Here is a 13,807-nt window from a genome sequence, read left to right as displayed (position 1 = left end):
ACATTATAAAAATTTTTAAAGTGCGAAATTGTGAATAAACACAAATGTGTAAAAAAAAAATAGTGAGTTAATCCACTATATGAACTAACTCATTGTGGTAAAAACTTTGAAAATAAAAAAAAAATAAAACATTAGTCACTAAGACTAATGCTTTCATTATCAGAAGAATGTCCAGACAAGTATTTAACTTTTGCTCTGGTAAACATCTTCTTGAACCAATCATACAATACCACTAAAAGCACTGCATTGGTTACACCGTGGGTTAAGTCATAGCTTACACCATTAAGGTATAATGCAATGATTGGGGTTATCTCCAAAGCTGTTCCTGAATAGAAAATAGCTGAAATGTCTGTAATCCAACCATAGAGGAATCCCCATAGGAGACCAAAGACTATTCTGAATCCTACACTGTCAAATCTGGAAGCAAGGAATCCTGCACTGGCTCCCATAAGTCCCCAAGCAAGCATCTGGAACAGGACCCAGTATCCCATTCCCATAAAGAGACCTGATACAAAAGCAGTCAATGCACCAACAAGGAATCCTTCCTCCTTGCCGAATACAACACCAACCATTATGATGATGAAAGATGCCAAGTTTACAGCAGGAATTGACATTAGAATGATACGTCCCACAGTCGCAATAGCTGTCAAGACAGCAATCAATACGATAGATTCAACAGGCGGCTTTTTCGCCTCATACATTTTAAATATTGCATAAAACAGACCTACAATGAAAAGGATAAGGAAAATCACCATTGTTATGGTAAATATCTGACTATTCACCACCGCATTTCCACTTGTAGTCATATTTGTTAACATTTGATCCATTGCACTCATTATTACACACTCTCAAATTAAAAAATATCATAAAAAATTATCACACACTCTCAAATTAGAAAATAATCATTATTTATTATATTAAAACTTTTTTTAATCCTCGGCTATTGATATTGACATAATTACGCCAAATCCCATTTATACCTTAAGTCATCCAAAGTGACTATTTCAGGAACATAATCCTTTACCATCCTATTTACAAAGGTTGTATAGAAATTATTCTCAGCAAATATCACTTTAGGATCATCATCAATCTGAATATCCTTGTCAAATAGCATGAGACATCGCTTGCAATTGTTTGCAACAAAGTCCAGGTCATGGCTTGTCATAATGATTGTGATTCCATTGTCACGAAGGGAATTCAATATATTTGCAAGATTCTTGCTTGATATTGGGTCAAGACCCTTTGTAGGCTCATCCAATACCAATACATCAGCATTTTGAAGCAATGCCTTGACAATCACTATCTTTTGCTGCTCTCCTCCACTGCAATCGTAAGGATGCTTGTCAATCAGGTCGCAAATGTCAAAGAATTCAATCAGTTCCTTAAACTTGAACTCGATTGAGTCAAATTCCAAGCCATTCAAAACATCTGATTCAATGAATTCCTCATTAGACATTTTCAATAGATTGTCATAAGTTTCCTTATTGAATCCAACCGAATTATCTTGCAGAAGATTTGATTCAAGAATTGATTCCAGGCACTCTTCCTTTACATTGTCCTTTGAAAAGTGAATCATAGGATTTTGATGAACATAAGCCAACTTAATTCCTTTCTTATATTTCACCTTACCCTTAATCGGCTTCAATATTCCAACCAGCAATTGAAGGAATGTTGACTTTCCAACTCCATTTCCACCAATCAAGCTTACGAAATCTCCTTTTTCAAGTTCAAAATCAACATTCTTTAAAATCAGATTTCCCTTTTCATATGCAAAGTATATTCCATTCATGTTAATCAGTGCATTTTTGTTTCCACCAAGGGAAATCTTATCCAAAATGCCGGATTTTTCTTGAGAATGGTATTTTTTATTAATGTGATGTAGATTAATGGAATCTAAATTATCTGAATTAGCATTACTATCATTTATTTTAATTAAATCATCATGTATTGTATTAAGGCAACGCCTTCCTTCACGAATGCTTAAAGGAGTATTCAATTTAATTAAACTTGGATACTTGACGGAAAGTGAGTTGTATATTTTGGTAACTGCTGGAAGGTAATTTTCAAATATCTCATCATCAATGACTTCACTGCAGATGTTATGTGCATTGTCTACAAACTCAATTTTTCCTTCCTTGAGGAACACTGCCTTGTCAATGAATGGGAATATGCTGTCTGCCTTATGTTCGCTCAGGATTACTGTTATTGAAAATTCCTCATTTAACCTTCTCACGATTGAGAGGAATTCATATGAAGCGATTGGATCAAGCTGTGACATAGGCTCATCCAAAAGAAGTACTTTTGGCCTTAAGACAAGGAGTGAACAAAGATTGACTAATTGTTTCTGTCCACCGGATAGCTCATTCACATTCTTATGAAGTATATCATTTATTCCAAAGAAAGCCACTATCTCGCTTATTCTGTTTCTTATCTCTTCTGTTGGAAGTCCAATGTTTTCAAGAGGAAATGCAATCTCCTGAATTACAGTGTCAGTAACTATTTGGCTGTCTGGATTTTGGAATAGGTATCCTATATCGCAAGCAGAGGAAATCTCATCCATATCAATTACCCTTGTTCCATTGAACTTGATTTCACCTGACCTTCTGCCTGCAGGCATCAATTCCTTCTTAAGATTAGTTAGCAAAGTGGTTTTACCGCATCCAGATGGTCCGCATAACAGTACAAAGTCACCATAATCTATTTCAAGGTTAATCTTGTCCAATGACTTGACCTGCGATTCGCTTCCATCTGAATTCATGTATGCAAAGCTAAAGTTATTGAATTCAATCAATGCCATGGATTCTCCTCCATTTGGATACGCATCATCTTAATTTCTAATTTCTCCATAGGATACGCTCCTTGATTTCTAGATAAATTAAAGGTAATAAGAATACTATAAATGCCAAATAATAGATATTGAATGGCAAATTGCTGAATCTAAAGTCAATTGAAGGGTAAATGTTAATCATTCCAACTCCCTTTAGGAGCCCGACAATTATTATTCCAACTGTAACAATTATCAATGCTATGAAAGCATAATCAGCATTTCCAAACTTGTAGGACAAATAGCTTGTTCTCTCAGTTGCATTATATCCTCTTGCCTTCATGGATTTTGCTGTAAACATGGATTCCTCTAAAGACCATGAAACTGTTATTCCCATAATTTTACCAAGTGTCTTCGCTTCCTTAATGATAGCTGCCACTCTCTTGTTTGATTTTAGTTTGTTTACAATCTTGGAATCATAATCAGTATTGATGTTTGAATTGAATTGATCCAAATCCAAAGAATTAGAATTATCAGAATCATTAGATTCATCACTATCCCTTTCCATTTCAATTCCATTATTCTTCAAGTTATTTAACTTTTGAACTTCAATAGCTCTTGAATTGATTAACGGAATGAATCTCAATGCCATAACTATAATCATTGAAATGATAGGCAATTTCTTAGAGAAGATGTAAAGCATTTCCTGATAGGAAACTGATCTGTTGTATGATGAAAAGACCAAAATCACAATAAGAAGAGCTAAAGTCATTATAACTCCATAAGCTATTGCTTCATAAGTTACAAAGAAGTTGGACCAAAGGTAAATCTTATGCGCTCCAGTTCTGTTAAGCAAGGGATTTAGAATCAGTATAAGAATGCTTAAAGGAATATAGAACTTCAATATGTTCTTCAGTTCGGAACTTACTCCCTGAAGGGTAATCAGAACAAGTATCAAAGCCAGGAAAGTAACTACAAAATATGGATCGCTGAAAATGAATGCAAAGAGAACCATTATAAAGTAATAAAGCAAATAAACCCCTGGATGAATTGATGTAAGTTCCATAAGCAGTTCTCCATATATTTAAAATTCAAAATAGATTATTCAATTGGCTTGATTTATTATATTATATAAACAATTTATATTTTAATTTGTAATCTATATAAAGTTTTCTTTATAAAAGGTAAAATAAATTTGATTTAAAGACTTTAAATTGCTTAAAAAAATAGAAAAAGAGGAAAAGGAGAAAAAATTTATGAAACTATTTGAAACATAGAACAAATAGCTATGCTTTAGGAAAATAACAAGCAATTTTTTCCTTATTTTATAATCTAGCAAATTTAAATAAGGAATCCATTACCTTAATTTTAGGATATATTTCCCAAAGCATAGTCCTCAACATAATCCATTATTTATAAAATATATTTTATAAAAAATAAATTATAATTGATAATACTATTATGTAACAACATGCTTATAAAATTTTTCATATTTTTGTAAATTATTATAAAAAAATAGATAAAAAACTATTAAAAATAGAAAAAATAATCGAAGAAATATAAAAAAGATGTAAAAATAGTAAAAAAAATAGTGAAAAAATAAAAAAAGGATAGGCAAAAATGCCTAAAAAAGTTAAATTATTTTATGTCCCTTTTGGAACGTTTTATAAGTTCTGCTGCACATGCAAGTATAAGCAATATCAATATTATAAGCACAGGAGCATTCATTCCACCTAATGACAATGTACGAACAGCTGCAGGATCCTCATCAACATTCAAGTTGTATGCAGTAGCTGATTCAGTCACTGGAGCAGATGATGAAGTACCTACTGTGTTTCCATCCATCACTGTTGAATTTGACTTGATTCCTGTTCCATCCACAGTGGAATAGCCACCGGAATTGTTTCCATTTCCGTTTCCATTGCCATTGCTGCCTGAATTGGAGCCTCCGGAATTTGATCCGTTTCCTGAATTGCTTCCTCCAGAACCGGTACCGCTTCCGCCACTTGAACCTCCATCTGAATCCCTTACAACATTGTTGTCAAATGTATTGTTCTTACCTCCAATATCATCAAACAACTGATTCTCTGGAGAGATCACATCTGCGTGACTTGTAGGCTCATAGTCAAGCAAGTCCAAGAGATTATAATCAGTGCCGTTCTTTCTCACTATCATAGGTGAGTTTGAACTGTTATAGATTATATCGTTTTCAGTGAATGTCACTTTACTGTTTGGATACTTCAATTTCCATATTCTATTGATTTCCTTTACAATGCGAGGAATGAGTGGCTTCAATGAAGGAACGCTATTGTTTGTAACCCTGTTATTGTTGGAATTGTACAATGCAACAGCCCTTACAACCAATGCCTTATCACCGTAATCTATATGATTGTCATAGATTCTGCTGTTATCAGCATCGTATCCTTCAACCAAGTAATTGATTCTGGAATTGCAAGTCACATTGTTCTTGTAGAACTTTGTATCATCAGCACCTTCAAGTATTGCACCATAGGACACGTTATTTGACTGGCAATTGATCTTGTTTCTTGCCATTGTAGTGTTTATGGAATTGTAACCTGCAATGATTCCTGCTGCATAATAGGTTCCATTAACATTAATGACATTGTCTGTAAAGCTGTTGTTTGCAGAGACTTGGTCTCTCTTACCGGTTTCTGCTCCCAATACACCTAATCCGTAAAGATATGGGTCCTTAGCTGTTACATTGACATTGTTGTGATGAACCTTGTTGTTATTGCTTTCATAATACAGGTCGATTCCTACAATGGAATTTGTTGATTCCTTGATGGCAGTGTAGTACTTGTTCACACCAGATGTGGCGCTTACCTTATTGTATCCAATATCGTTTGAAGATGAATAGAATAAAATAATGCCGTAAGTCTTGTAGACCTCTGGAATAACCATACCTTCCGCTTCATAGTCGTCAACACTGATTGAACTGTCCACTTTTATGGTTGAATCATAAAGATGAGGCTTGCTTGTACCGTTTACGAGAATATTGTTGTTTTTCAATGTATTCTTGTTTGAATCATAAAGCATTATTCCAAATGTCAATGCATTTGCCTTTGCCTTAACTGTATTGTTCAAGATATTGCAATTGGATGACTCGGATACGTAGATTCCATATCCATTGTCATAGCTTTCCAATTGAATATCGTTGTTTGTCACATTAATGTTCTTTACATTGTCCAACAATATGGCAAACCTATGGTTATCAGCTGCATTTCCTGGATTTGAATTGATTATTGTAAATCCATCAACTGCTACATTGTCAGATTCAATCTTGATTACGGAATCCAATAGCTTTGCACCTTCAGATTTTAGGACTACAGGACGATTCAAAATGATTCTCTTATCATTGAAGTTTCCTTTGAAGATCAGTTCATAATCCTCATAATCTGACTTCAGATAACCATTGTCATCAAAGCATGTATAGAAATTATCCTCAGTTACAATGAATTGGTTTCTTAAAACGTTTATTTTAGTTGAAACCTTGCATGGATTGAAAGTGTCATTTCCTGCATAACTTATATTCATTGCATAATTGCCAATATTTGCATTAATCTGCAAGCTTGCTTTACCTTCTCCATCAGTGGTTCTTAGATAATTCCTATTCAATAATGTGAATGTTATATTTGTACCGCTGATTGGATTTCCATCCTTATCCTTTAGGAAAACAATGAGCTCATTACCTTTGATTACAGAAGTGCCAGTGACATTGATTGTTGTATTTACTTTAGAGTCACTATAGGCTCCATTATCAATGTCTCCGCCTGTGGCGTTTGTGTCATTGCCGGTTCCATTGTCTGTATCGTTTCTTTCTATCTCTGAAGGGTCAGTCATGTTAACAACTTGACCGTTTATGGTATTGTTGTAGATTGCATTATGACTTGGAGTTATCGGATTCCTATTGGTGTATTTCAATACAGCAATGGCATCATAGTCTCCAGAGATGCTTATCCTATTGTCACAGACTAATGTATAGCTGACATTTCCTCTTAGCACAATGGCGTTTTTATCGCTTTCAAAGTCGTTGTTCCTTATTGTTATGTTTTCTGCAAGCCTTGATGTGAAGATCATGACTCCTGTTGAATTGACTCCAACAATAGTGTTGTTTTCGATTTTCACATTGGATTTAGTGGTGTTTATTCCGTTAGCAGATTCTGTGTATATTGTATTGTTTGCAATTACTGCATTTTCACCTGTGTTCAATATTGAATCTGAACCTACAGACCTTAATGTATTGTTTGCAATAACATTGTTCTTGCCTGTATTTTGAATGGCAACCACATTTCCATCATCATTCCAATCATGAACATCAGTATGTTCAGTTGATATGTTGTTTCCTGAAACGATGATGTTGTCTCCACTTAGAAGAACAGCTGCAGGACCTCCAATGCTTGATATTGTATTGTTGTATATCAAGGTGTTTGGAGCTTCAACAATGATTCCATAGAAAGCGTTTTCTATGGTGTTGTTTGCTATAACTGCACCATTTCCGCTTGCAGTTTGCATCAGATAGATTGCATAGCAATAGGAATTGTATGTACCGTTTCGACTTTTAAGGTAATTGTTTGCTATAATGTTTCCACTGCAGACTTCATCTTCAATCGGCATGAAATCTCCATTTCCGTATGCTGATTGATAAACCATATTGGTATATTCAGATTCAAGGTAATTGTCTCTGATTTCATTGTATGATGAAGCTGTCATCGGAATTGTTGAGCTTAGACCAGATATGAGCGTATTGTTGATAATCTTATTATAGCTTGCATTTGACATCATTATTGCAAAGCACTTATGGACACTCACATTGATAATGGAGTTTTTTATAGTGTTCTCTGATGAGTCAATTATGCTTATTCCAGATAGATAATAATTATTAATCTTTTCCTTTGTATTTACAATCTTAAGATTTTCCAATACAGAGCCGGAACTTCCCTTTACAAGACATATGAGACAATTTGATAAGGTCGCACCATCATCTGAAATGATGTTCAGTCTCTTATCTATAGTAAATATCTTGTCTGAGATACTTTTGATTTTGATTGTATCTCCATCTTTCAATGTTCCTGATTTGATTTTTCCATCGGAATCAAAGTATTGCAAGTAGCTTGAGCTATCTATTATGATTGGTTCAGTAGATAATGTATCTGGCTCTTCATTAGAGCTTCCAATCTTTTCTGATTCCTTTGAAGAAGCAGTTTCATCATCCAAATCATTTGTATCAGTGATTAAGTCATTATCAGTGATTTCATGACTGGAATCATTGAAACTCTCTGTTAAATCATTACTTGAATCTGGTATTGCTATAGTGTCATCAATTGCACTATCTGTCGCATTAGTGAGAAGATCAATATTTTCACTTGCACTAACTGCACTCAAAGATAAGAATAATATTACTATTAAAGCAAGAATAGAGGGCAATTTCATTTTATTCGTCATTTCACCTCCATTCAAATTCTTATGAGTTATTTTTTATTGTACTTATTATATAAAACTATCCAAATTGATTGAAAAAAAGTAAAATATAGTTAATTTAATTTGATAAATAATTAAAATAGAGTTTAAAAAAACATTCCATATTAAAATGAATCTTAATTTTAGCAATAATTTTAACAGATTAAATTGGTTTTCAATGAAAAAAAAAAACAATTTCCCCAAATTCTTATTTTTCAATTAATTTAAGCAGTTCCTTTTTTTCAGAAATATATTCCTCATTAACAGAGTTTTTACTTAGAAGTTCATTAACACATTCTAATGCAATTTCATATTTATTTAAACATTTTAAAGCAAGAAATTTATAAAATAAAGCCTCTTCATTAAGATCATCTATAGATAAAACCATATCAGAATATTTTAAAATATCCTCAAAACTTTTTAATTCATAAAAGACCGCACAAATTTTTATTAATAAATCTATATCATTTGGCATTTCTTCTAAAAGATTTTCATAAATTTCTAAAGATTCATTAAAATTATTTAATTTAAATAAAATAGCTGCTTTATTATACAATAAAAAATTATTATTATCTAAATCTAAAGCTTTATTAATACAAAATAATGCATCATCATATCTTTCAAGATTAAAAAGGGACATGGATTTATTATACCATAAATCTTTATCATATTCATTTAAACCCAAGGCCTTATCATAATAAATTAAAGCGTTTTCATAATCTTCTAACTGAGCGTATGCATTCCCTATATTAAAAAAGGAATCATATTCATCAAGACCTAAATCCAAAGCAGTGAAATAACAATCAATAGATTTCCTGTATTGGTGCAGATAAAAATAATCATTTCCTTTTATTTCCCATAAAACAGGATCAATTTTTTCATCTTCATTAAATTCTATAGATTCCAGTAAGTTTAAAGCCTCAACATGCCTATCTAATTCCATCAATGCTTTTGCTTTATATAATCTAGCAAAATTTAAATTTTCATCATTTAACTTAATGATCATATCTGAAATTTCTAAGGAATCTTCATAACACCCCATCTTAACAAATATTTCATTTTTGTATTTTAATCCTCTACCAGAATTGGGATTTAAAATCAAATATTCATTAATATATTTTAAACTGGTTTTATAATCCCCCAATTCCTTATAAATAAAGCATAATTTAATTAAAACTTCATTAATTTCAAAATTTTCATCATATAACTTTTTAAAGATGATTAATGCTTTTTCATAATCTTCATCCCTTAAGAAATCAACTCCTTCATTAAATAATTTTAGATTTTTTTGCCATATATATTAAATAACACTTTAGCAAACCCCCAAATCAACATTATACTCTTGTTAATGTTATTTTACTATCTGATTTATTATAATTCACATCAAGTGTAAAATTAGAATAGGTACTATTCAAATTAGCAATGTTTTCATAATCTTTATGTCCATTATTTACATATACATCACCTATAATTGAAAGTCCTGTGAATGATGAAATAATAACCAAAGCTTTAATTAAATTTTCTGGATCTCCATCAGTACCATCTAAATAGTTTAAATCACCATTTTTTGGAATGTCTTCACCTTTTTGTATTTTTTTTAATTCTTTATCCCAATCTTTCGAACTTTTAATTTGGTTAATGTCCGAATTCTCATCATAATTATGGGATTCATAAAACTCACTTATTTCTTCGTTTTCATTAGGCCCGCCAACTGGTTCTATACTAACAAAAAGAACAGGCAGAACAATTATGCAAGCAGTAACTAAACCTCCCATAGTAAGACCACCGACAAGACCTCCAATACCAGTTAAAGTTCCGGTTAATTCAGCACCTTCAACAACAAAAAGACTGCCAAATCCTAAAAAGAGATTAGCAGATTTAAGAAAATTGGTTGCAGGCAAACTCAAGTTAGGCAAATCCCCATTACTGCATAGATAATCCCAAATAGGGTCAAAATTATCCAACAGTTCAGAGCCTAAATCGTAAGCCCAATCAGTCTGCTGATTGGAATAACAGAATGCACCATAAATCACTTGCATCTGGTCATGCAGCAAACCTGTACTGGCATCAAAAACCAAAACCTTCTTATTGGTTCCTGCTTCATGAATATGAGTTAAACCGCCGTCATAAATAATCTCAATATCACCCCATTTCATTTAATTTTAAAATTTATGTAAACATTAAAAAAAATGATATATAATTAAAATTTAAATATTTAAAAATTCATTAAAATTAAAAAAATAAATATTTTATTGAATCAATACTAGTGAAGAAAAACATATTATTGAAAATACAAGAGATAGCTGAACATACCTATTTTTTATCAGGATAATGCTTTCCTTTTCAAAAGTATTAAAATGAGGACTAAAAACCCTCATATATGGAAAGAACATTAAGAAAAGGAAAGGCTTATACTTAGTATACATTACCACCAAAACCGAAACAATAAAAAATAATAAATAAAAAATAAAAAATTTTTTCACTAATTTCTTATCATGTTCATTTTTAATACTCTCCAAATACTCTTTATCTATAACCGTTGATATAATAAGAAATTTGAATATCATATTAAAATCTCCGAAAACAATGTAAAATATTATAAGTTTTTAATTAAATATATATGAAGATATGCCCTCCATAATACAATCCAAACCATAACCCACAGTATTCCAAAACATAAATTGCATGTATCCTTCTAAAAGTGTATCTCCATATGCAGTTCTTAATCCTGCTTCTAATGTGCCGTACTTAACATAGGTTCTAGTAGAACTGCCATTAGCACTATACAATATTTCACTACCTCCTTTCTCCAGTAAAGAACGGTAAATTTTATTGGAACCTGTAGTGATAGTTCTTTCAGAAAAGGTAGTCAACCCTTTAGAAACAACTACCTTGCCAATTTTTGTTTCAGGACCTATAGGGAAAGCAGATAGGCCAATATCCGCAGCAAGATTAAGTCCTTTCTGATAGGACCAACCACGATTAAGGTCATCAGCATAATAAGTAGCGACAAAACCTCCAGCAATCAAACAAGATCCAACTAAGGTACCGGCAGGGAATACAGGTAAACAAGCAAAACCAACAGACATGGAAATGCCGCCGGATTCCTAAAAGATCATTATCAATATCGCCACATAATTAAATTTAAAATTTTTACCAATGTTATAAATATATTCATATTAAATTAATATTACATTAAAAATTAAATCATACTAATAAGATTTAATAAAAATATAATAACAAAAATTATAATAAGGATAGTATCAAAAATTTTTACAAATATATTCGATTTGATTAGTTCCCATCGTTTAGTTAGTTCTTTATCAAATATTAACTGCCTACGAAAAATAGCATAAATTCCAAACCACAAAATCATAGCCCCTATATTTTTTGTAAACAGATAAATCATAAAACTGATTATCATTAATAATAACCAAAATAAACAAAACTTTATTATCAAACTATGCTTATAATCTTCAGAATTTTCATCAAAGTTCTTTATAAAAAATTTTAAATCCATATTCTTCCCCTAAATCTAAATATATATAATTAATTTAAAGCATATGTATAAAAATTATCAATGGAAAAATGTGCAATATAAGATAAAAAATAACTTTCACCTATTGATTTTATTTGCTCAATATATGTATTTCCATATAATGTCCTATAAGCAGACTCTAAAGTGCCAAACTTAGTACTAACTCTGGATAACCCATTATACAATAATTCACTTTCTCCTCTTTCTATCAAATATTTCTCAAAAGCAAAAGAGCTTCGTGTAACAATCTTATCAGAAACACTACCTACGCCTCTAGATAAAACAATCCTGCCAATTACAGCATCAGAACTAACAACCGTCTTAGCAACCTTACCTTCAAGACCAACAAAAGGAATCAATGACAATCCCACATCAAGACCAAAGTTAGCCAATCTTTGATCAGTTATGCCATTATTTAAATCGTTAGCATAATAAGTGGAGTACAAACCAAAACCAATCAAACTTAAACCAACAACAGTGCCTACTGGAAAAGCAGGCAAACAAGCAATACCCACACTCATGCTAACACTGCCTGCAATGCCTAAAACATCATTATTCGCCCAATCCATAAATGAATTATTGAAGACAAAATCCCAAATGTCATCTTTAGCATTCAACATATCTTGAGCAAACTCACATGCCCAATCTGTTTGTTGGTCTGAATAACAATAAGCTCCATTATAGCTAATCATAATCTGATCATGCATCAAACCGGTGGTGCTGTCAAAAAGCAGAATCTTCTCATTGGATCCTATTTCGCGAATAAGAGTCAAGTCACCATCCTGAACAATCTCAATTTCACCACCACTATCAAGTATAAATCCCAAACCAATAGTGGCGCTGCCATTATCACCACTATTAGGGAACAATGCATGAGTCACATAATGTTCAATAGGAGAAAAACTAGCGGAACAGGCAAAATAAAAAGCCTTCACAGCATCAGGATCCCCATAAGCGCTACGGCCGAAATAGAAACTGCATTCTCCACTCAAAACAGTGCCAAACATATCATCACGAACGCTCATGACCATAGGGCTAGTGCGCTCCCAGGTTACATTGAAACGCACAGCTGCAATATCCGCACATAAATCACTACAATAGATCACATCCAATACTTCTAGAAAACTGCCATAAGCTGCTTTCATAAAACCATTTTCATAATACAAGCTACCATTATCATAAGTACGATTTTTCTCATTCAACCAGTAATCCAGAACATCATCAGCCACCTTATCACTAGCAAAAGTAAAAGTTAAAAAACCATCATAATTGCCCTCGGTATAATAACCATAACTATTATGATAGTTCCATTTAACAGTACCATTTGAATAATGTGTAGTCTCCCATAAGTCATAATAGACAGGAGAATCATCACCTGTGGTATAAGGGTATATTCCATCATCATAACTTAAAACGGCCTTTCGACAAGTAAAATCTCCCAACCAATAAAAAGACTCTACATCATCATCTGAATGAATATTAAAACTGCTACTTGAACTACATAAATAACTAACAGCAACAGTGATATTATCCATAAACATGTCATGATACTGATTAATAAAATACATATCAGTACTGGAAAGGTTATATGAATTCATTAATATATTTAATAAAACACTATTAAAATCTGTATTATGGTATGCTAAAATCCTATTTAAATCACTAGTGCCAACATCTTCCCAATTATTAGAATAATATTCTCCTTCAATAAGATTCAAATCATTTAAATTAGAAATTAATGAAATCCAAGCATAAACTACAGCTTTATGTTGATATAAATTATTATATAAAAACTTATTATATGCCTTTATTGCATTAAAAACATCCTCAGAGTAAGAACTTTTTATTTGATGATAAAAAGAATTCTCAACATTAAAAGAATCAATAATATCCCCATCAACAATAATATAAATTTCATCTTCAAAAAGACCAACAGATCTCCAAATAACATTAAACCAATTCACAGAATCATTAAATGGAACAATCAAATTATAATTCAATGGAGTATTATTATTACAAATAATTGC

At 31.9% G+C, this 13,807-nt stretch carries 8 protein-coding genes; all 8 read right to left on the bottom strand.

Annotated elements, in window-relative coordinates; translation table 11 throughout:
- Positions 1-131: 131 nt before the first annotated feature.
- The 8 genes from VW161_RS07575 to VW161_RS07540 all read right to left on the bottom strand — a co-directional run bounded on the left by VW161_RS07575 (position 132) and on the right by VW161_RS07540 (position 13,009).
- Complete coding sequence (locus VW161_RS07575; RefSeq protein WP_304086144.1) at positions 132-836, bottom strand: ECF transporter S component; 705 nt, start codon at positions 834-836, stop codon at positions 132-134.
- 122 nt (positions 837-958) lie between these two features.
- Complete coding sequence (locus VW161_RS07570) at positions 959-2,797, bottom strand: ABC transporter ATP-binding protein (protein ID WP_325192862.1); 1,839 nt, start codon at positions 2,795-2,797, stop codon at positions 959-961.
- A 37-nt stretch (positions 2,798-2,834) separates the two neighbouring features.
- Entirely contained in the window at positions 2,835-3,830 is a 996-nt protein-coding gene (locus VW161_RS07565; RefSeq protein ID WP_304102221.1) for an energy-coupling factor transporter transmembrane component T, read from the bottom strand.
- A 572-nt stretch (positions 3,831-4,402) separates the two neighbouring features.
- Entirely contained in the window at positions 4,403-8,215 is a 3,813-nt protein-coding gene (locus VW161_RS07560) for a right-handed parallel beta-helix repeat-containing protein (RefSeq protein WP_325192861.1), read from the bottom strand.
- Between the two features lie 235 nt (positions 8,216-8,450).
- The gene (locus VW161_RS07555; protein ID WP_304102212.1) at positions 8,451-9,386 is read right to left on the bottom strand and encodes a tetratricopeptide repeat protein; all 936 of its coding nucleotides are present in this window, start codon (positions 9,384-9,386) and stop codon (positions 8,451-8,453) included.
- A gap of 190 nt (positions 9,387-9,576) precedes the next feature.
- Positions 9,577-10,398 (bottom strand): hypothetical protein, encoded by an 822-nt coding sequence (locus VW161_RS07550; protein ID WP_304093844.1) that lies wholly within the window; start codon positions 10,396-10,398, stop codon positions 9,577-9,579.
- Between the two features lie 450 nt (positions 10,399-10,848).
- On the bottom strand, positions 10,849-11,271 hold the full coding sequence (locus tag VW161_RS07545; protein ID WP_325192860.1) for a hypothetical protein: 423 nt from the start codon (positions 11,269-11,271) through the stop codon (positions 10,849-10,851).
- Between the two features lie 520 nt (positions 11,272-11,791).
- Positions 11,792-13,009, bottom strand: a complete 1,218-nt coding sequence (locus tag VW161_RS07540) for a hypothetical protein (RefSeq protein ID WP_325192859.1) — start codon at positions 13,007-13,009, stop codon at positions 11,792-11,794.
- Between the last annotated feature and the right edge of the window lie 798 nt (positions 13,010-13,807).

Source organism: Methanobrevibacter ruminantium (assembly GCF_016294135.1).
Classification (GTDB): Archaea; Methanobacteriota; Methanobacteria; order Methanobacteriales; family Methanobacteriaceae; genus Methanobrevibacter; species Methanobrevibacter ruminantium_A.
The sequence above is the reverse complement of the archived record's forward strand: the minus strand, read 5'-3'. Positions and strand labels throughout refer to the sequence as shown.

Excerpts from the sequence above, each read along its gene's own strand:
- VW161_RS07565 (WP_304102221.1), bottom strand. The coding sequence starts at position 3,830 with ATGGAACTTACATCAATTCATCCAGGGGTTTATTTGCTTTATTACTTT.
- VW161_RS07575 (WP_304086144.1), bottom strand. The coding sequence starts at position 836 with ATGAGTGCAATGGATCAAATGTTAACAAATATGACTACAAGTGGAAAT.
- VW161_RS07570 (WP_325192862.1), bottom strand. The coding sequence starts at position 2,797 with ATGGCATTGATTGAATTCAATAACTTTAGCTTTGCATACATGAATTCA.
- VW161_RS07550 (WP_304093844.1), bottom strand. The coding sequence starts at position 10,398 with ATGAAATGGGGTGATATTGAGATTATTTATGACGGCGGTTTAACTCAT.
- VW161_RS07560 (WP_325192861.1), bottom strand. The coding sequence starts at position 8,215 with ATGAAATTGCCCTCTATTCTTGCTTTAATAGTAATATTATTCTTATCT.